The 22,137-nt window shown below is 38.7% G+C and carries 13 protein-coding genes; 9 read left to right on the top strand and 4 right to left on the bottom strand.

Annotation, left to right across the window (positions count from 1 at the left end):
* The first annotated feature begins 30 nt into the window (after positions 1–30).
* Both BM327_RS11080 and BM327_RS11075 read left to right on the top strand, forming a co-directional pair.
* Complete coding sequence (locus tag BM327_RS11080) at positions 31–2,661, top strand: valine--tRNA ligase (RefSeq protein WP_090249501.1); 2,631 nt, start codon at positions 31–33, stop codon at positions 2,659–2,661.
* A gap of 371 nt (positions 2,662–3,032) precedes the next feature.
* Positions 3,033–3,920, top strand: a complete 888-nt coding sequence (locus BM327_RS11075) for an endonuclease/exonuclease/phosphatase family protein (protein ID WP_090249496.1) — start codon at positions 3,033–3,035, stop codon at positions 3,918–3,920.
* 191 nt (positions 3,921–4,111) lie between these two features.
* Here the strand turns inward: BM327_RS11075 and BM327_RS11070 are convergent, their stop codons facing one another.
* A complete protein-coding gene (locus BM327_RS11070; RefSeq protein WP_090249493.1) occupies positions 4,112–7,264 on the bottom strand; it encodes a UvrD-helicase domain-containing protein in 3,153 nt (1,050 codons plus the stop codon).
* Positions 7,265–7,351: 87 nt separating this feature from the next.
* Here BM327_RS11070 and BM327_RS11065 point away from each other — a divergent pair, with 87 nt between their 5' ends.
* From BM327_RS11065 to BM327_RS11040, 6 genes are all read left to right on the top strand, one after another.
* Complete coding sequence (locus tag BM327_RS11065; protein WP_139230344.1) at positions 7,352–8,092, top strand: MbnP family protein; 741 nt, start codon at positions 7,352–7,354, stop codon at positions 8,090–8,092.
* Complete coding sequence (locus tag BM327_RS11060; protein ID WP_090249485.1) at positions 8,092–9,165, top strand: cytochrome-c peroxidase; 1,074 nt, start codon at positions 8,092–8,094, stop codon at positions 9,163–9,165. Before BM327_RS11065 ends, BM327_RS11060 begins: the two co-directional genes overlap by 1 nt.
* Positions 9,162–9,530: a hypothetical protein gene (locus BM327_RS11055; protein ID WP_090249483.1), complete on the top strand. Its 369-nt coding sequence runs from the start codon at positions 9,162–9,164 to the stop codon at positions 9,528–9,530. The genes BM327_RS11060 and BM327_RS11055 overlap by 4 nt, the downstream gene beginning before the upstream one ends.
* 177 nt (positions 9,531–9,707) lie before the next feature.
* Entirely contained in the window at positions 9,708–12,611 is a 2,904-nt protein-coding gene (locus BM327_RS11050) for a PKD domain-containing protein (RefSeq protein WP_090249481.1), read from the top strand.
* Between the two features lie 102 nt (positions 12,612–12,713).
* Entirely contained in the window at positions 12,714–17,075 is a 4,362-nt protein-coding gene (dnaE, locus tag BM327_RS11045; protein ID WP_090249479.1) for a DNA polymerase III subunit alpha, read from the top strand.
* Positions 17,076–17,080: 5 nt separating this feature from the next.
* Positions 17,081–17,872: a queuosine precursor transporter gene (locus BM327_RS11040; protein WP_090249475.1), complete on the top strand. Its 792-nt coding sequence runs from the start codon at positions 17,081–17,083 to the stop codon at positions 17,870–17,872.
* Between the two features lie 5 nt (positions 17,873–17,877).
* On the opposite strand, the gene BM327_RS11035 is transcribed toward BM327_RS11040, so the two are convergent.
* Entirely contained in the window at positions 17,878–19,044 is a 1,167-nt protein-coding gene (locus tag BM327_RS11035; protein WP_090249472.1) for an MFS transporter, read from the bottom strand.
* Positions 19,045–19,212: 168 nt separating this feature from the next.
* Here BM327_RS11035 and msrB point away from each other — a divergent pair, with 168 nt between their 5' ends.
* Positions 19,213–19,737: a peptide-methionine (R)-S-oxide reductase MsrB gene (msrB, locus tag BM327_RS11030; protein WP_170853743.1), complete on the top strand. Its 525-nt coding sequence runs from the start codon at positions 19,213–19,215 to the stop codon at positions 19,735–19,737.
* 74 nt (positions 19,738–19,811) lie between these two features.
* Here msrB and BM327_RS11025 read toward each other — a convergent pair whose 3' ends face one another.
* Both BM327_RS11025 and BM327_RS11020 read right to left on the bottom strand, forming a co-directional pair.
* Complete coding sequence (locus tag BM327_RS11025; RefSeq protein ID WP_090249467.1) at positions 19,812–20,828, bottom strand: cytochrome d ubiquinol oxidase subunit II; 1,017 nt, start codon at positions 20,826–20,828, stop codon at positions 19,812–19,814.
* A 1-nt stretch (position 20,829) separates the two neighbouring features.
* Positions 20,830–22,128, bottom strand: a complete 1,299-nt coding sequence (locus BM327_RS11020) for a cytochrome ubiquinol oxidase subunit I (protein ID WP_090249464.1) — start codon at positions 22,126–22,128, stop codon at positions 20,830–20,832.
* Positions 22,129–22,137 lie beyond the last annotated feature (9 nt).

The following is a 22,137-nucleotide window of genomic DNA, read 5'->3' as shown; positions in this document are numbered from 1 at the left end:
AATTATCTTTGCCCGCAAATATTTTAACAAATGGAAATTCCTAAGACATACGAGCCTACCAAGGCAGAAGAAAAATGGTATTCACATTGGATGAACAAAGGGTATTTTCACAGTACGCCAGATGATAGAGAGGCTTATACTGTGGTAATTCCACCACCCAACGTAACAGGGGTCCTACATATGGGACACATGTTGAACAATACTATTCAGGATGTCTTAGTCCGCCGTGCACGTATGCAAGGAAAGAATGCTTGTTGGGTACCAGGTACCGATCACGCTTCTATTGCTACAGAGGCTAAGGTGGTAAACAAGTTGCGTCAGGAAGGGATTAAGAAGTCTGACCTGACACGCGATGAGTTTATGGAGCATGCTTACGAATGGAAAGACAAGCATGGAGGAATCATTTTAGATCAGTTAAAGAAATTAGGAGCTTCTTGCGATTGGGAAAGAACAAGCTTTACCATGGACGAGGAGTATTCTGAGTCGGTAATCAACGTATTCATTGATCTTTTCCAAAAAGGAAAGATTTACCGTGGAGCGCGTATGATTAACTGGGATCCTGAAGCGCAAACGGCTTTGTCTGACGAAGAGGTAATTCACAAAGAAGTAAACTCTAAGTTGTTCAACGTACGTTATAAGATAGAAGGTACAGAAGACGATTGGTTGACGATTGCTACTACGCGTCCAGAAACAATTTTGGGTGACGTTGCGATTTGTGTAAACCCTAACGATGCGCGTTTTGCAAACTTACACGGGAAGAAAGTTATTGTTCCTATCGCGAACAGAAGTATTCCTATAATTGCAGATGAGTATGTAGATATGGAATTCGGTACAGGATGTTTGAAAATTACTCCTGCTCACGATGTTAACGACTACGATTTAGGGAAGAAACACAACCTAGAAACAATAGATATTTTAAATGCGAACGGAACCTTAAATGAAAACGGGTTGCACTACGCAGGTAAAGATAGATTTGAGGTAAGAAAAGAGATTGCCAAAGAATTGGAAGAGAAAGGTTACATGGTTAAGGTAGAAGACTACATTAACAAAGTTGGTTTCTCTGAAAGAACAGACGCGGTAATTGAACCAAGAATCTCTTTACAGTGGTTCGTAGATATGAAAGAGTTGTCTAAGCCAGCATTGGATGCGGTAATGGATGGAGAAATTAAATTCCACCCAGACAACATGAAAAATACCTACAAGCACTGGATGGAAAACATCAAAGATTGGTGTATTTCTCGCCAGTTGTGGTGGGGACACAGAATTCCAGCTTGGTACTACGGTGAGGGAGCGGATGATTTTGTGGTTGCAAAAGAGTTAGAGGAAGCGTTAAAGTTAGCTACAGAGAAAAGTGGAAGAACGATCACTGAGGCAGATCTTAAGCAAGACGAAGATGTATTAGATACATGGTTCTCGAGCTGGTTGTGGCCTATCTCTGTATTCAACGGTTTAACGCAGCCAAATAACGAAGAAATTAACTATTACTACCCAACCAATGATTTAGTAACGGCACCAGAAATTATGTTCTTCTGGGTAGCGCGTATGATCATTGCGGGTAAAGAATACATGGGCGGACAAATTCCTTTCAAAAACGTATACTACACAGGTATCGTTAGAGATAAGTTAGGAAGAAAGATGTCTAAGTCATTGGGTAACTCTCCAGATCCTATCGGTTTAATCGAGAAATTTGGAGCAGATGGTGTACGTGTAGGAATGTTATTAAGCTCTCCTGCAGGTAACGATTTACCGTTCGATTCTAGTCAATGTGAGCAAGGACGTAACTTTACAAACAAAGTATGGAATGCCTTCCGTTTGGTAAGTTCTTGGGAGGTTAAAGACATGGAGCAGCCAGAGGCTTCTAAGAAAGCAATTGAGTGGTTCCAAGCGAAGTTCAACAGCCGTTTGGCTTACATCAATGATCAGTATGACAAGTTCAGAATTTCTGATGCTTTGATGGGAACTTACAAGTTGGTATGGGATGACTTCTGTTCTTGGTATTTAGAGATGATCAAACCAGGTTACCAACAGCCAATTGATGCAGCAACATTAGAAGCTACAAAAACATTCTTTGAGCAAATCTTGAAAGTGATGCAGCCATTTACGCCTTTCGTAGCCGAAGAAATTTGGCATTTGTTGAGAGAAAGAGCAGAAGGTGATGACATCATTTTGGCACAATGGCCAACTTTAGAAACTGTAAATGAAGACTTGTTGAATGATTTCAACGTAGCCTTCGAAGTAATCGGAGGGTTGAGAAACATCAGAAAGCAAAATAACATCGCCAATAAGATCAAGTTAGATCTATCGATCAAGAAAAATAACAATGCAAGCGATGCTTTAGACGCTGTTATTGTGAAAATGGGAGGTTTGGCAACTTTAACTTTTTCTGAGGAGAAATTGGCAAATGCTTACTCTTTCATCGTAGATGGTAACGAATTTTACGTTCCTTTTGGAGATGATATCGACGTGGAAGCAGAGATTCAAAAATTGGAAGAGGAGTTGAATTATACGAAAGGTTTCTTGACTTCTGTGCAAAAGAAATTAGGAAATGAAAGATTCGTAAACAACGCTCCTGAGCAAGTTGTAGCGAGTGAAAAGAAAAAAGAAGCAGACGCTCTTGGAAAGATCAAAATTTTGGAAGAGAAGCTAGAAGCTTTAAAATAATTGTAGTTAAACCTACAGCAGTCCGTGATCATTCAGTTGGTCACGGATTTTTTTGTTTTAAGGCAAACGCCCCAAGAAGCTTGGGGTCGGGCTATCCCTTTTAGTCCTTTGTCGTTTTTCGTTTCAGCTAAGCGTTAGGTCAGGCTTCTTAGGTCGCCCAACCCAACACAAGCTTTAATGTAAAACGCCGGCAGGCGCTGCCAGTACTATCCCTGTTTGAAGTGTTGTTTAGAGGATTGATATAAATACTACAATTCCATTCTTAATTCTTCCTTCTTAATTCTTAATTAATAGGTATTCTGTCTCTGTTAGAAAATTTCTCAACCGCTCCGATTATAGATTTAGTTAATTGATTATTTTCATCCTTGGCTATGAAGTATTTCGTGAGAATAAGCATTGTTTTGGTAGTGGGGTTTTTACTCAATACCTGTGCAATTCGTAAAGTTTCGTCTCCTTTCATAAGGGTCGAGACTCCTGTCATTTACGACTCTATCTCTGTTCTATCCTGGAATATTCAAGATTTGGGTCAAACCAAAAATGAAGAAGAATTAACTCGAATAACCGCCATTTTAAAGCCGCACGATTTAATCGCTATTCAAGAAGTTGTTGCCGGTGAAGGTGGAGTAGACGCGGTTCATAGATTGATGTCTATTCTGAATAATGACAGCCAACAATTTCAATTTGCCTTGAGTGAGAAAACAAACAGTAGCTCTGTATATGCTTCAGAACGTTACGTTTTTATTTGGAGATCCAACACCTTGGATTTAATTGGTACTCCAAGACTTTTACCTTACCTCGATGAAGCTTGTGATAGAGAACCTTATCAGGGAGTATTCACCCTAACAAACGGTCGAGATACTTTCGCTATTAGTACTTTTCATGCAGTAAGTGAGAAAAAGAAACCTGAATTAGAAGTCGTTCATCTACTCTTGATTGCCGATAGTACAAAGATTCAAAACCTTCTCATTTGCGGCGATTTTAACTTAGATGAAGATGATGTGGCTTGGCATCCGCTCTACAATAAAGGTTTCAAGAATGTACTGGATGATCAACCTACGAGTTTAAAGATGAGGTGTAAGGATGGTGTGTATTTAAATCATGAGTTTGATAACTTTTTTTGGAAGGGTAGTGAGATGAAGGTGAAAAATGGAGTTGTTTTAGATGAGGTAAAGACTTGTGACGGTTTGGAGGGATTTAGGGATTTGTCAGATCATTTGCCTATTGTGACTTACTTAAAGTTTAAAGTAGATTTAAAATAATCCATTTTGAATATCCGCTATTCTATCTGTTGTTGAAAGTCAACAAAAACAGGGCTATGAAGTAAATAGAAGAAGCTTTTCTCACATGTTTTGTAGAAAAGTTATCTTATACAGTTTGTAAAAACTCCTCTAAGTCCCGTAAATACTAATGTTTAAAGACTGATAAAATAGCGGATATTCAAGCTGATATCTTAACAAACTTTTTTCACCTCATTCTCCTTCAAATAAAACAAATACCCCTCAACCACAGCAAAGCCTAACTCTCTTAACGCAAAGGCATAATTCTTCACCTGCGCTTCATCTTTCTTTTGCTTTTTCCCTGTTTTATAATCCACCAGAATTACACCGTTTTCCGTTAAAATCAACTTGTCAGGTCTTCTGATATCATCTTTATCCAAAATAATTTCTTGCTCATTCATGATTTTTGTTGCCTGTTGCATGAGGGTCAAGTAATCTGAATTTGTTAATGCTTTGGTAGCATCTTTTTCAAGCTCGTCAAGCATGTCTTGTTCTAGTCGACCTTGTATTTTGAGCGCACGGAGTTTTTTTGGGAGATCTTCGAGTTGGTTGACTTTTGATAATAAATAGTGTAACTGATTACCATAGCGTCTTTCGCGACTCAAATCTTCTTCCTCCAAAGCTTCCTTGTCTTGTAAGCTAATTTCAGGGAACCAGAGATAATCTTTTAGCGCTTCGGGTTGAAAGAGGTTGGTTTGTTCTTCTTCAGAGCTTGTGTTTAACGACTTTTCACCAAAGCTGTATTGAATAATACCCTCTTCCTCATTTTTCACAAGTTTAGAATGTTGCATGTCCCCCAGTTGTTTGGCGACAAAATCTTCCACGTATCCTTCTGCATTTTTTCGGACATTTGCGTACATACGCTGAACCGGTCGGGTCATGGCTACGTAGAGTAAGTTGAACTCATCCATGAGTTTCTTGTAATTCTCCTCCTCGTAATGGTCCATGATAAAATCTGGAGCATCTTTCTTTTTCAGAGCAGTATAGTATACTTCCTTGTCATCTTCTACAAAGACTTTTTCATCCATTTTTATTTTCCATCCTAGATTGGGAAGCATTACTACCGGGAATTCTAATCCTTTCGATTTGTGAACCGTCATTATTTTGATAGCTTCATCGTTTTCTGGGATTTGGACGGTTTGTGTGCTTCCTCCAGTAAGCCAATAATCTAAAAATGCACGAATGTCCGGACCTTCATTTACGTCAAAGTCTTGGAGCATTTCCATGAGGTGATGGAGGTAAGGGTTGTTGAGTTCATCTACTTTAAAAAGTCGCGCAAATTGCTGACCTAAATCGTAGAGGTTATCATAATTAAAAATGAGTTTTTCCTTGCTTTCGAAATAGTGTTGAACAAACATTTCCATGTTCAACTTTCCTACTCTACCATCCCAGAAACTTTGTAGTTCTTCCAAAGGGTCTAGTTGCTGACGCGTAATGAAACTCACTGCAAATTGAGTTTGTTTGGTGTGGTTGTTATAGTTCCTTCTCAGGTTTAAATAGTCAATAAATAATTGTATCGTTTTATCAGCACCTATGGCCAAACTGTCAGAGCTAACAACCTTGTAGTTTTCTTCTTGTTTGGTGAGGTATTGCGCCCAACGTCTCCCGTCACTGGCATTTCTGGCCAATAAACAAATGTCACCACGCTTAAATCCGTCTGCTTCACATTCTCTTATCCATTGATGTATGCTGTGTAATTCCAATTCTTCATATTCAGCATTGTTCATCTTTTCTGTGAAGTGATTGAAATAAACATAACCGCCATCCTTTCCTTTTGGGTTTTGAATTACATCGTGATAGGCAGCCTGCATATCTTCGTGCAAGGGTACAATGAATTCTGGGAAAAAGGCGTTGTTGAATTCAACGATGTTTTTGTAAGATCTCCAGTTGTCTTCCAATGGAAGTTTCTCTCCTTGGACTTTGAATTGCTGAGAAATGGTACCCAGTTTTGGATCTTGATCTGGATTGTAAATTTCAGGCAGTTCTATAAACTGTTCTACCAATCCATTTCTAAACCTGTAAATGGCTTGTTTGGGGTCACCTACTATTAAGTTAAAATGACCTTGAGAAATAGATTCGTGTAGAAGTGGAATTAAATTTAGCCACTGCAAACGCGAAGTATCTTGAAATTCGTCTAATAGATAATGACTGAATTTAGTGCCCAATCGTTCATAGATGTAGGGTGCGTTTTCTTCCGATATCAATTTTGAGATCATTGCATTGAACTCAGATATTCGAATGATACTCTCGTCTTTACGTATGTTTTGCAATTGTTCTCCTACATATTTCAAAAGCGCCAAGTTGTAGAAGTTTTTACGTAATAAATTGTAGCAGAAATATTCATCTGCGAGTTTATTGGTGTCCGTGTAAAGTCCAATAATGGATTGTTTTAAAGCGTCTGGAAAAACATGAGAAGCTTTTAAATTTGTTCCTGCTATGGCTTCCTCAACGGCTTTGTATGTTTTTAAACGTTGCGGAGAGCTTCCAAGTATTTTATTCAATTTATCAGGTAAACCCAGTACTCCGTTAACACCTCCGGGCAAATCACCTTTGCTCAAGCCATAAGAATTAAAATGTTCTATCCAAGAAGTGATTTTATTTTCAAATTCTAACTTAATGTGCTTCAAATGCGCGTTGATGCTGTCGTATTCTTCTGAAGTGTACTCTTTTTCCAAAACTTTCTCCACAAAGGCTTGGTTGGATTCCTTAATCAGTACAGAGCTGAAATCAATTAGATTTTTTCTAAAGTTCCATTTTTCTCCTTCATCTAAATTGGCTTTGGCGTAGCGAACAGCAAGTGAAGTTAACCTTTTATTGTCTTCCGTTCCTATTTTAGAAAGGAGTTCATCAACAACTTGTTCGAGCAGTTTCTTTTCCTCTAAAACCACTTTGAAATCTTGCTGTATATCCAAATCTCTGGCAAAAGTTCTAATCAAACGCAAGCTGAATTTGTCTATGGTCAACACGTTGAACTCTTCGAAATGATGTAAGATTTCTTTCAAGACCAAGCGCGCACGATTTTCAATTTCCTCCTTTTTAAGTTGGGTATTGTTTACCGTTGTTTCCAATAATAATTGACGCTTTTTCTGCAAATTGGAATCGGTGGAGTAAACATTGGAAAGTAAATCCAGAGCGTCTATAATACGCTCCTTCATTTCCAGGGAAGCTTTGTTGGTAAAAGTCATGGCAATGATACTTGAGAATTTACCCTTTTCACCATACGTGAGAGTGAGTTTTAAAAATTCTTGTACCAAATTAAAGGTCTTACCACTACCTGCTGAGGCACTTAGTATTTTTAAATCTGCTGACTTTAATGCTTGCTCCATTTGAAATATTTCCAAGGTTTGACCTAAATATAAACAAGCTTAGGGAACGAAATGTTATCTTTAATCGTTATTCTATAAATGGAAGCCATGAAATCAAAAATATTTACCCTTATCGTAATCGGAATAGTGCTTTTAGCGGGGTGTAAAGACAAAGTAAATACCACAAAGAATTATTACTGTCAACTCAAAGTTGTTCCCCTTTTTAATGGACAGGAAATGGAGTTGAATGTGCCTTACACGGGAGCAGATGGTAATGCATTTAAATTTGAGAGAATCGCCTTTTTTACGACAAACTTATCTGTAAATAATTACGGTTTAATGAAGGAGGCTTCCTTGTTTAATATGGGTAAGAATGAGTATTTGTTTAATACAAAAAGTCTGGTAAATGAAGTGAAAACACTTGATTTTCATACGGGGGTAACTTCCCAATTTAATCACACAGATCCTACAATTTTTGGAAATAATCATGCCCTAAATATTGCTAATGTCGATGGTTTACACTGGGGATGGGATCCAGGATATATTTTTATTGCTATTGAAGGAAAGGCCGATACGATTGCGGATGGACAAGACAATTTTGACCACTCGTTTGTTTATCATGTTGGAAAGGATGGGAATGGTCGTTTGCATCAATTTGAAAATGTAGAAACCGTAGCCCTTAATGATACAACGCATTGCGCATATTTATATCTAGACATGCATACTTTCTTTTTCGGCGCAACAGATACTATACACGTGAACAGTGAGAACTCTATTCACGAAGGTGGTCAATTTGAAGCATTGGCACAAAAAACAGTGGAAAATTTTAACAGTGCATTAACCAAGTAATGAAGCAAATTCTTTTTCTTTTTTTTAGTTCAGTTCTTTTGTTTTCCTGTAAGGAGGAAGTGGTGAGTTATTCGCCTACACCTTATGTTTTGAATGAACCCAGTCATTTTCCTGATATGGAAATTCCTGCCGATAACCCTATGACCAAGGAGGGGGTGAAGTTGGGCCGATATCTTTTTTATGAAGAAAAATTGAGTGGAGATAATTCCATGAGCTGTGCTTCTTGTCACGCATTAAATTTATCTTTTTCTGATGGAGAAGTAACTTCTACAGGTATAGATGGCATAGCGGGGAATAGAAATTCTATGGCTTTGGTAAACCTAGGTTATCAACACTTTTTCTTTTGGGATGGAAGATCCAAGACTTTGGAAGAACAAATTTTAGAGCCTGTATCCAATCCTATAGAAATGCATGAGTCATGGTCTAATGCTGTGTTGAAACTCAAAGATGATGTGAATTACAATGCCATGTTCTTTGAGGCATTCGGAACTACAGATTATGATTCAACGCACGTGGCTAAAGCCATGGCGCAATTTATTAGAACTTTGATTTCTGGAGATTCTGAATATGACTTGCTCTATAAAGTTGAAAATGGAATAGTCTTAACAGATACCGAAGCAGCTCGTTTCAATGCCATAACCAATCAGGAATTGGAAGGGTACGAGCTGTTTAAAAGTTTGAATGGAGCCGATTGTATACATTGTCATAGCGGACCTATGGCGCAAATAGAAGGCCTCCGAAACAATGGTTTAGATGCCACTTTTACAGATTTAGGGAGAGCTGAGGTTACTGGAGATGCCAGTGATGAAGGAAAATTCAAAGTTCCAACCCTAAGAAATATAGCGCTTACAGCACCTTACATGCACGACGGCAGATTTGCGACCTTAGATGAGGTCATAAACCATTATTCCACAGGTATTCAACAAAGTCCAACACTTGATCCTATGATAGAGTTTGCTTTCCAAGGCGGTGTGCAACTCGACGAATACGAAAAAGAGGCACTAAAAGCATTTTTACATTGTTTAACCGATAGTAGTTTTATTACCAATCCGGCGTTTAGTGATCCAGAATGATGAGCATTAAAATTAAGAGTAGTCAAATACTTGTTGGGTTGATGGTTTTACTACCAGTCATTCTTGCTTTGAAATGGTATTCCTTTGAGGTAAATAAGGCAGAAGCATCAAGAGTATTGCTGCAAGTTGGCGGGGAAGGGCTTACCAATAATACGAGTGTTTTAGAATTTCTAATGTATGGATTAGGAATGCTTATTTTTATGTTTGAATTGATTGTTCTGCTCAGCTTAATCAAGGGAAAACTAAAATTCCAGAAGCAATTACTTTTTGTTGGCCTTGGGTTGACCGTGGTACTTTTGTTTTTCCCTACCAATTTTAGCGTACACATATCGGATATTGTTGTTGGAGGTGAGATGTTGGAGTGAGAGGATTAACTTCTACCAGGGACATGAGCGTATACCCCGCAGACCAACTTTTTATTGAAACTTATTTTTTGCAAGCGATTAAAGAAGCTTTCTGGAAAATCTAGTTGAAAAGAAAAAAATCTTGTCTACGGAGGTTTAGGTAGTAATTCCTTATTTTTGAAATAAAATTTCAGCGTAATGCTACTTAAATCAATCATTTTTTCTATCACTATTTTTAGTTTTATACCATATATCTTGGCTCAATTACCTTGTGGTCAGGCTATGGATTTAAATACATGGTCACAGGAGGGATATGCTTCTACAGGTCAGTGGACAGTCAATGCTTCTGGTACTCAGGTAGTGCAGAGTGTAAATGGTGCATCTACTTGGTTTGTAAGTCCTGAAGATTACATTAACGTTTTGATTCAAGGTTCGATCAAGGTGAATACTTCTGCAGATGATGATTTGGTGGGGTTCGTTTTTGGTTATGAAAACCCAATTGGTACATTAACGAATCCTTCAAACACCTACTTGAAAACCTTCGTTTTAGATTGGAAACAAAGTACTCAAACCTTTGTTGGAATGAATTGTACGGAAGGGTTTGCCTTGTATCAGATGGATGGTAATTTTGATTTTACCAATATAACAATTCAGGGGTCTGGCCAGGTATACCCAGAAATGTGGCAACGTGTTAATTCTGCCAATCTAAATTTGTTAGATACAGATTATTCAAATAATGGATGGAACGATTTTCAACAGTATAATTTTCAATTGAAATATACTTACGACTCTATAGTTATCTGGATAGATGGAAATAGAATATTTGAAGAATCAGGTTGTTATAATCCTGGAAAGTTTGGATTCTATAATCAATCACAAGATGATGTTATATATTCTAATTTCTCCTATGCACATATCGCAGATTTTTCTGTATCAGATACTGTCTTTTGTGTTAGTGATACTGCCTTTTTTGAATTGGGGTTGGGGTGTTCAAGTGCATACAACGCAAGCTTAAATTATGATTGGAGTTTTGGAGATGGTGGGCTAGGGACAGGAGTGTCTCCATGGCATGATTATCAAACAGGAGGGGTGTATCAAGTAGAATTGATGGTGACAGACTCTACGGGATGTTCAACAAGTACTGTTCAAAATATTCTAGTAGATTTTGGAGATACTTCGGTTGGTAGTTACATAGATAGTTCTTGTTACTTCCAGACTACACTTTATGCGAATGCTAATAATGGGAGTTGGAGTTCTGATTCCTCTGTTTTATTTGGATCTGTTAGTTCAAATTCTACCTCTGTTGAAGTAGTTTCTAATGGAGAATATAATTTTTATTGGGATTACGTAAGTTCCAACGGCTGTCCTTTTACGGATACGGTATCTGTTACTTTTCATCCTATGAATATTAACCTACAGGCAAATAATCCTAGCTGTTCAGATGGCTCTGATGGGTTGTTGAATGTTGTGGTTTCAGGAGTTGCGCCATATACCTATGATTGGACAGGCAACGGAGTGAATTCAAATTTACAAGGTCTTCAAAATTTAAGTGCAGGAACCTATGATCTGCATGTCGAAGACGCAATAGGTTGCGATTATGATACAAGTGTAACTTTAATAGAGCCCGTGTCCTTTAATTTTACAATTCTAGAAGTTGATGCTGATTGTGACACGGTTAACGGGGTGTTTGGCGTTTCAGATTTGACCGGAGATAATGGTCCTTTTCAGTTTGATTGGGGGAATGGTCCTACCCAAGACTCTATACAAGAACAGTTATTGGCAGGTTCTTACTCTGTTGAGATTATTGACGCAAATGGTTGCGATACTCTTGTTAACGGTGTTGTTAACTTAGGTGGGGTATCCCTTGTGTTGGATTCTTTGGTGCCTTTGGCATGTTATGGAGATACTAATGCTTATGTAGAGGTGACTTGCCTAACAGATAATGGAAGTTATACTTATAACTGGGATGACGGAACGAGTTCTAATGTTTTAAATGCTGTTTCTGCAGGTACTTATACCGTTGTGGTGACCACATTGAATCCAGGATGTATAGATTCTATGACGATTAGTGTACCGGAACCTCAAGAACTGTTAATAATAGCTCCATCAGATTCTGTATTTTGCTCCGGGGTCAATGTGGACTTAGTAAGTGTAGTACAAGGAGGTACTGGAGGTTATAATTATTCTTGGAATAACATGGCTGGTGGATCGAGTTATAGTGTTTTTATTAATCAAGACACTCTGGTAGCGCTTAGAGTAGAAGACAGTTTAGGTTGTGTTGCTGAAAAATTAATTACCTTAAATACTCATCCTTCTCCTTTCGCAAATTTTAGTATTTCCGATTCTATTTTCTGTGTTGGAAATAGCAATCTAGTTGACTTTGTTAATTTTAGTACACCATCCGATGCAGATTTTCAATGGTTTTTTGGGGATGGAAATCAATCATCACTCGTAAACCCAAGTCATTTGTACGCAGATACGGGTGTTTATAGTGTATTGTTGATTGCTGAAAATAGTTTTGGATGTCTTGACAGTGCTGAATTAATCAACGCTATTTACGTTTATCCTAGGCCTTTGGCTTCATTTATATATAGTCCTGCTACTATTACAATTGAAGATACAGATATTGATTTTTACGATCAGTCTTCTGGAAATCCAATTTATTGGGAGTGGAGTTTTCATGGTAATGGCTCATCAAATATGCAGAATCCGGAATATAATTTTCCGGCTGAAATTGGGGACTATTCTGTTTTATTAATCGTACAAAATGAGTTTGGATGTCTTGATAGTGTTACGCAAATTCTAACGATAAAGGATGACTTTACCATATATGTTCCGAATACCTTTACACCGGACGGAAATGAAACAAATAATACCTGGGAGGTTGAACTTAAAAATGCTGAGGATTATCTTCTACGAATAAGGGTTTACAATCGATGGGGGGAGTTAATCTGGGAAAGTCACGACGCTCAACAAGGGTGGGATGGTAGCTATAACGGAAGGTTAGTCCCGGATGGAACTTATGTTTGGATAATAGAAGTAAAAGGTGGGGATTTGGATAAGCCTTTTGTAAAACAAGGACATATAAATGTTTTAAAATAAATCGGTGTGTCACCTGTAAAACTTGTGTAAAACTTCGGGTAACTTTATCGGGGCAAACAGTGCTAGAATTGTATCTTTACTTTTCGCAAAGAATCCAGCACTATGTACATAATTTTTGATACGGAAACAACAGGTTTACCTAGAAATTGGAACGCTCCCATTACAGATACGGATAACTGGCCAAGGTGTATACAAATTGCCTGGCAGTTGCACGACGATATGGGGCGCTTAATTGAAGCCAAAGATTATTTAGTGAAACCAGATGGTTTTGACATTCCTTACGATGCCGAGCGTATTCACGGTATTTCTACTGAATTGGCCATGGAGCAAGGGGAAGACCTGGACATGGTATTGAAGGAGTTTAACGTGGCCCTTTCGAAAGCGAAGTTTGTGGTCGGACAAAACGTTGGATTCGACGTCAACATTATGGGTTGTGAGTTTTACCGACAAAGTGTAGACTCTCCCATGGCAGAAATGCCCGTTTTGGATACCTGTACAGAGATTACTGCGAACTTGTGTAAAATACCTGGTGGTAGAGGAGGTAAATTTAAACTACCCACCTTAACAGAATTACACGAATTTTTATTCCAACAACCTTTTGCCGAAGCCCACAACGCAACAGCCGATGTGGAGGCAACTACGCGTTGTTTCTTTGAATTAATTCGTAGAGAGGTATTTACCGAAGAAGAATTACAAGTAGAAAGAAACTACTTCGATAACTTCATTACGGTAAACCCAAACATGATAGAAGGGGTAGGGTTAACCCACCTTAACCTCAAAGAAGAATCTGCGAAACTAAAAACAGATACTTCGAGTGTTTCAAAGGCCGAAATTAAAGAGGGACTTGAGAAGTTAGAGGGTGTTAATTTTACGCACCTACACAACCATAGTCAGTTTTCTATTCTACAATCTACTACGGATATCAAAGGTTTGATTGCCAAGGCAGCATCATTAGATATGCCTGCGGTAGCATTGACAGATACGGGAAACATGATGGCGGCTTTTCACTTCGAAAAGTACATTACAGAACACAACAATAAAATTAAAGCAGAACGCGCAGCTGCTGAAGAAAAAGGTGAACCTTACACGAAAACGGAATTGATGCCCATCATAGGGTGTGAGTTTAATGTGTGTAGAGATCACCTGGATAAAAGCAACAAAGACAACGGTTATCAAATCGTATTGTTGGCTAAAAACAAGCGCGGTTACCACAATTTGGCCAAAATGGCTTCTATTGCCTTTACGGATGGTATGTACTACGTGCCCCGTATCGATAAAAATGTGGTGGAAAAGTACAAAGGTGATATCATCTGTTTGACGGGTAACCTTTATGGGGAAGTACCGAGCAAAATATTAAACGTGGGTGAAGCACAGGCCGAGGAAGCATTGGTGTGGTGGAAAGAACAATTCCAAGATGATTTCTACATAGAGCTTATGCGTCACGGACAGGAAGATGAAGACAGGGTAAATGAAACTTTGTTGAAATTTGCGGAAACCCATGATGTAAAAGTTGTTGCCACTAACAATACCTTTTACTTAGAGAAAGAGGATGCAAAATCACACGATATTTTGTTGTGTGTGAAGGATGGTGAGTTAAGAGATACACCGAAAGGAAGAGGAAGAGGATTTAGATTTGGTTTAGACAATGATGAATACTACTTCAAAACGGCTGACGAGATGAAGGAAGTTTTTGCCGATATTCCTGAAGCCATCATCAATACCAATGAAATTGTAGCGAAAATAGAGCACTATCATTTGGCCATGGATGTATTACTTCCGGCCTTTGATATTCCTGAAGAATTTTTAGATGAAAGGGACAAAGAAGATGGCGGGAAACGTGGAGAGAACAATTATCTCCGCCATTTAACTTACGAAGGTGCGAAACAACGTTACGAAGAAATCACTGATGAAATTCGAGAGCGTTTGGACTTCGAACTTTCCATTATTGCTAAAACAGGATACCCAGGTTATTTCTTGATTGTACAGGATTTCTGTAATGCCTCGAGAGAAATGGGCGTTTCGGTTGGACCAGGTAGGGGGTCTGCTGCGGGATCTGCTGTAGCCTATTGTACGGGGATTACGAATGTAGATCCCATTAAGTACGACTTACTTTTTGAGCGTTTCTTGAATCCGGATCGTGTATCCATGCCCGATATTGATATTGACTTTGACGATGAAGGTCGTGGTAGAGTAATTCAATGGGTAATTGATAAATATGGAGCCAATCAGGTGGCCCAAATTATTACTTACGGTACCATGGCGGCGAAATCTGCTGTACGTGATACCTCTCGTGTAATGGATTTGTCTTTATTTGATGCTGACAGAATAGCCAAGTTAATTCCTGATTTATCCCTCGCTAAAATGTTCAACCTTACAGATGAGCAGTTGGCGGAAAAACTGAAAAATAACCAGGAAGATATACAGCGTGTGATGGAATTTAGAGCTTTGGCGGAAGGAAATGACCTTACTGGTGAAGTAATCCAACAAGCGCGTAAATTAGAAGGAACGATACGTAACACGGGTATTCACGCCTGTGGGGTGATTATTACTCCTTCGGATATTACAGATTATGTTCCTGTTGCCAGAGCCAAAGATTCTGAATTGTATTGTACCCAATACGATAACTCAGTGGCTGAAGAAGCAGGATTGTTGAAAATGGACTTTTTGGGGTTGAAAACATTGACCCTGATTAAAGATGCTATACGCCACGTAAAAGATAGACATGGAATTGATTTAGTAGCTGATGATTTCCCGCTAGATGATGAGAAGACCTATGAACTTTTCCAGCGTGGAGAAACAGTTGGGGTGTTCCAGTATGAATCTCCGGGGATGCAGAAATACATGAAGGATTTGAAACCTACTGTATTTGCCGATTTGATTGCCATGAACGCCTTGTACCGTCCAGGTCCTTTGGAATATATTCCTTCTTTTATTCGTCGTAAGCACGGGGAAGAGGAAATTGTATATGACCTTGATGCCTGTAAAGAATACTTGGAAGAAACCTATGGAATTACCGTGTACCAGGAGCAAGTAATGCTCTTGTCACAGTCTTTAGCAGGATTTACCAAGGGTGAGGCCGATACACTGCGTAAGGCCATGGGTAAGAAAAAACTCGACCTACTTGCGAAGTTGAAACCGAAATTCTTGGATCAAGGAAATGAACGTGGACATGATAGGGATAAGTTAGATAAGATTTGGCGTGACTGGGAGGCTTTTGCATCCTACGCCTTCAACAAATCTCACTCTACGTGTTATGCTTGGGTAGCTTATCAAACAGCATACTTAAAAGCGCATTATCCTGCAGAGTACATGGCTTCTGTTTTGAGTAACAACATGAACGACTTAAAGCAGGTGACTTTCTTCATGGAAGAATGTAAGCGTATGGGCGTGGAGGTATTGGGTCCAGATATCAATGAATCGGATTACAAATTTACCGTAAACAAACAAGGAGCGATTCGTTTCGGTTTGGGAGCGATAAAAGGTGTAGGTAGTGGTCCGGTAAACGCCATTAAAACAGAGCGTGAAGAGAATGGACCTTTCAGAGATATCTTTGATTTAACCAAGCGTATCAACCTTAGGTTGTGTAACAAAAAAGCCTTCGAAAGTTTAGCGTTAGCGGGTGGTTTTGATTCGTTTAAAAATATTCACCGTGCACAATATTTTATAGAAGATAACGGGAAAACTTTCTTAGAAACAGCTATTAAGTTTGGAGCGAATTATCAAGAGAATGAAAATTCGGCTCAAGCAAGTTTGTTCGGTGAAGCCAGTGGAACTGAGATTCCAGCACCGCAAGTTCCGCATGCAGAAGAGTGGACTTCAATGTATAAATTGAACCGCGAAAGAGAGGTGGTAGGTATCTTTATTTCTGGACACCCTTTGGATGATTATAGATTAGATATAGAATCTTTCTGTAATGGTAATGTGGGGATGTTAAATGAGATGGAGAAACATGCCAACAAGGAAGTGAGCATAGCTTGTATCATTACAGAATGTGAAGAAAGAAGAACAAAACGTAATGATCCTTTCGGTACTTTATTGATAGAAGATTACAACGATTCGCATAAACTTTTCTTGTGGAGAGAAGACTTCTTAAAATGGAAATCGTTCATGACCAATGGACTCTTTGTTTGCATCAAAGGAAACATTGTTCCACACAGGTATAGAGCGGGAGAATTTAACTTCCAGATTTCTGCCATTGAGATGTTGTCTGAGATGCGTAAGAAAAAAGCCAAGTCATTGGACTTAAGAATCTCGACAAAATCGGTAGATCAGCGTTTGATTGATGAGGTGTACAAGTTGTTTAATGATAACGTAGGTACAACGCCAATTAAGTTTAAAATTTACGATACCGCACACAACATGGAGGTAGAAATGCCGTCGAGATCTGTGCGTGTAGATTTAACAGATGAATTGGTGAAGTCGTTGAAAGAATACGACATGGAAGTAACCTTAAGCGATAAATAAGATAAATGTTAGGAGCCCAAGGAGTAGATTACAAAATAGCACAGCGCAGAGAATTTGTGTTCTTGTTGTTGTCGGGTATTTTCTTGGGGTCATTGGCAATGTTGAATATTTTGGGAGTGAGTCGCTTTATCGACTTATCTTCTTACATCGGAATTTCTGATGAAAGTTCCTTTAGATTTTCTTTGGCGATAGGTGTTTTGCCTTATCCTATTACTTTTTTATGTACAGATTTTATATCTGAAATCTACGGTAGAAAAAGAGCAAACAGAGTAGTATGGGTGGGACTTATTTTGAATATATGGGTGTTGCTTATTCTGTGGTTTGGAGGATGGCTCAATGCGCCAGAGAACTTACAAGCAAACGGTACTTTAGGATTAGTTATAAATGAAAATGGTGAGACGGTAGTACCTTATGGCTATTCATTTTATGATATCAGACATTTGGCTTTTGGTGCTACGCTCGCCTCTATGATCGCCTATTTAACCGCGCAGTTTGTAGATGTTCACGTCTTTCATTTCGTGAAAAAGAAAACCAAAGGAAAGAAGTTGTGGTTGAGAAATAACGTTTCAACCTTAACCAGTCAGCTGATTGATTCTGTATCGGTTATTCTTATCACCTATTATTTTGCAAACGGACTCCCCATGAAAGAAGGAACGAGCATCGCTTTTCAACTTTTTGCTTTTGTGGTGAGCAGTTATCTCTTCAAATTAGTTTGTGCCTTTTTGGATACGATTCCGTTCTACTATGGAACGCGTTGGTTTAAAAAATATTTAAAAGTGGAGCATGAGATTGATTAGTTCAATTAATACGTCGTTTGCTGTCTTCTGAATTTAAGGTGCCAAAGAATGTAGAGCAAAGCAACAATAGAAAAACCTGCACCTACCATAAAGGTTTGAGGAACAGATTTAAAGGTGCTTTCATAGGTGTATAAGGTACTTGTTGCTCCAAACATAATTCCAACTTCTAAGGCAATAAACAAAGTTCCGGCGCTTATTCCTCTACGGTGAGAAGGGGATAAATCTGCCATCCATGCAAAGAGAGTAGGACTGTTAATTCCTGTTGCTATACCAAAAACTATAGCCCCTATAGTAAACATGAACATGCTTTCAGAGAAACCAACAATAAGCATGCTGATACAAAGTACCAAACAACCCGCTATCAAAGTTTCTCGTCGTCCGTATTTGTCAGACACTTTGCCTGTGAATAATCTTATCCCTATAGTGGATATCACATAGAAAAAGAAGAACCATCCTTTGTTTGCAATACCTAGGTATTCTGACATATCCGGAGAAAGGACGAATATTATCCCTGAGCAAGTAGCCGTTAATATCATTACTATTCCTGCAGGAATAACATTTCTTTCTATGATTTCTGTTTTCTTAATTTTTAATAATCCAGGAGAAAAAGTTTGTGGATTTTTTAAGGTTTCTCTTACGGTTAAAATCATCAGTCCTGCTATGATGGCCAACATTCCAGAAATAATGAAAAGTCCATCTAAGCCCACTAAATTGGTAATTGGAGAGCCTAAAAATTGTCCAACCCCTATACCTAAAGAAGTAGCAGTTCCAAAAACACCCATTCCCTGGCCGCGTTTGTCGGCGGGTAAAATGTCCGTTACCAAAGCCGTGGCTCCTGTAGGCAAAAATCCTGTAGAAAAGCCGTGAAAAAAACGCAAGGTTAAAAAGAAAAGTACGCTTCCGCACAAAGGATAAAGGAAAGTAACAATGGTGCTTACCGTAATACCAATGTACATAGTAGATTTTCTTCCTATGGTATCTGAAAGTTTTCCTGAAAATGGTCTAGAAATCGCAGCAGAGAGTGTGAATAAAGTAATGATCAACCCCTTGTATTCTATTCCTCCCAATATGGTGATGAAATCGTTGAGTTCAGGAATGATGAGGTTAAAACTCGTCATGAACAGCAAGAGAGATGTACAAATGGCCCAAAAGTTCTTACTGTATTTCTTCATGCTGAAAATTTTGGGGCAAAGGTATTTGTATTTTCTGATTAGAGTCTAGGAATAAAGGTGTTTTCACGACAAAAGAAAAAAAATGAAAAATATTTGAGTTTTTAAAATCCAGACCTTGTTTTTGAGCGTAGGTATGTAAGAAATCGGAAGTTTAAACGACTAAGAAGTATGAAGACTTTAATAGGTATAATTCTAATTAGTGCGCTAAGTGCATGTGGAAGAGTAAATTCTCCACGCACAGTTTACACGATGAATGCAGGTTTAGATGAAGTTCTAGAAGATACCCTTGCTAAAATTGTGAAGACCGATGAAGAATGGAAGAAGGAACTTTCTCCTGAGGCTTATGATGTATTGAGAAAAGAAGGTACAGAGCAAGCGTTTACTGGGAAGTATTGGGACAATAAAGCAGATGGAATTTACCACTGTGCAGGATGTGATTTGCCTTTGTTCGATAGTGAAACAAAGTTCAAATCGGGTACAGGTTGGCCAAGCTTTTACGAACCCATCAATACAGTAAATGTGGGAGAAAAAGAGGATAATAAATACGGATGGCAAAGAATAGAGGTAGTGTGTAACCGATGTGATGGTCACTTGGGACATGTTTTCGAAGATGGCCCTGAACCTACCGGATTGCGCTATTGCATTAATTCGGCTGCTCTAACTTTTCATAATAGGTATAAAACAAGTGAATAGTGTGTTTTTTGTTTTAGCCCCGGCGTAAAGTCGGGGTTTTTCTTTTTTATGGAACCAGGAATACCTAAGCTCTATCATTTTTTCATATTCACCAACCCAAAGGTTTTGTACAAATGAAACAAGCCAGGTAATACGAAGGCAGATGCCACGAGTAGGGCTATACCTAAACTTTGATACACAGCATCGGGAACAGGGTTTTCTGTTAACCCTAAACTTCCTTCTTTAAAAATGATAAGCTTGGGAAAGATATCTATTACCCAAACCATCAAAATCATAATAATTTGAAGTGCCATCCATGCTCTTGGCATCCATCTGTCTCCCTTGTTAATTCCCTTCCACATGGGGATGAAAATTAAACCTGCTAAAATGAGTATGGCCCATGTCCACCAGTTCTCTGCGTAAATTAGAAAGAACTCACGACCATTTAATATGCTGTCTATAAACACAAGTGCTCCTGTAATTAAGATAAACAAACTTGCTCTTTTTGCCTTTTTGATGTAGTAGAATTTTTCTTCATCTAAACTTTCCGTACTTAAGAAAATAGAAGAGATGTAGGCCGTTAGACTCATAACAAATAAACCAGTACACAAACTAAAGGTGTTGAACCACGTAGCAACATATAAGGTATAAAAGTCATTTCCTGCTACTTTGTCTGGGTGTATCATTTCTCCACTTAATATGGCCCCTATAATTACTCCTATGATAAAGGGTGTAAAAGCACTGGCATACTGGAAAATTTTGTCGTAGAATTTCTGACTATCATCCTTGTAAGCATCATAATGTCTAAATACAAAGGCAGTTCCTCTAGCGATAATACCAAGCAGCAACAAACTCAAAGGAATGTGTAACTGGGTAACGATGATATTGTAGTAAATCGGAAATCCTATCCACATAATAACAATCACCACGATGAGCCAAACGTGGTTGGCTTCCCATACCGGACCTATAATTCTATAGGCTGTTTTCTTAGTGATTTCCTTATTCTCCTTGCTCGAAAAGAATTCTAAAACACCTACGCCGAAATCTGCTCCTCCAAATAAGAGGTAAAACAAAATGGCTAAAAAGAGAAAAGTAAGTACAATGAATTCCATATTACAAGCTGTTAAGTTTTTTAATCTGTCTGTTCATTAACCAATACACCGTAAAGCTCAATCCTATGTAAATGAGCATGTACAAATAGAAACTGTATTGTATGCCTTGTACAGGTGTTACGGCATCTTTAGTTTTCATAATACCGTTGATGATCCAAGGTTGTCGACCTAATTCTGTAACAAACCAACCTGCTTCTAAGGCGATAAAGCCAAGCGGTGTGGCAATTAAAAAAGCGTATAAAAACCACTTTTTCTTGCGCCAATTTTGCTTTTTAATACTGATGAGGAAGATTACACCTAACAAGGCTAGAAATCCTCCTATGCCCACCATGACCTGAAATGAATAATGGGTTAATGCTACGGGAGGATGCTCGTCTTTTGGGAATTCATTCAAACCTTTCACCTCTGCATCGAAATCGTTAAAAGCTAAAAAGGAAAGTCCATTTGGAATGTGTAAAGCCATACTCACTTCTTGGGTTTCTTCGTCGACGATTCCTCCAATCAAAAGATCTGCTCCCTTTTCGGTTTCGTACAAAGCCTCCATCGCGGCTAATTTTGCAGGTTGTCGCACCGCAACGTCTTTGGCGGCTATATCTCCACTAATAGGCATTAAAATAGCGCCTATAGCTCCTATACTCAAAGCGATGGTAAAAGCTTTGAAATGTATTTCCGAATTTTTCTTTCTGTAGTATTGCCAGAGGTGCAATCCTCCTACGGCAAAACCTACAGCAATAAAAGCAGCGAGCGACATGTGCAGGGCTTGAGAAAACCAAGCGTCATTGAACAGGGCAGCCACAGGATCTATGTTACTAAAAACGCCGTCTTTGTAATCAAATCCGCTGGGGGCATTCATCCAACCGTTGGCGGCAACTACCAAAATTCCGGAAGCTAAACCAGAAATGCCCACAATAGCACCCGTCCACCAATGGAACCATTTGCTTTTGATGTTTTTCCATCCGTAGAGGTAGAATCCTAAGGCTATGGCTTCCACGAAAAAGGCAGTTCCTTCTAAAGAGAAAGGCATCCCTATAATAGGTCCTGCGTGTTTCATAAATTCTGGCCAAAGTAAGCCCAGTTCAAAAGATAACATGGTTCCGGATACGGCACCTACTACAAAGAAGATAGCTACTCCTTTTTGCCAGGTTTTGGTGAGCTGTAAATAAAGCTCATTACCAGATTTTAAATATTTGTAATGAGAAATCATCATCAGGAAGGGCATAACCATTCCTATGGCGGCAAATACGATGTGAAAAACCATAGAGCTTGCCATTTGGAGTCGGGCTGCGAGGAGTTCGTCCATAGGGTCCAA

This window comes from Lishizhenia tianjinensis (genome assembly GCF_900116425.1).
GTDB classification, from domain to species: domain Bacteria; phylum Bacteroidota; class Bacteroidia; order Flavobacteriales_D; family Crocinitomicaceae; genus Lishizhenia; species Lishizhenia tianjinensis.
The sequence above is the reverse complement of the archived record's forward strand: the minus strand, read 5'-3'. Positions and strand labels throughout refer to the sequence as shown.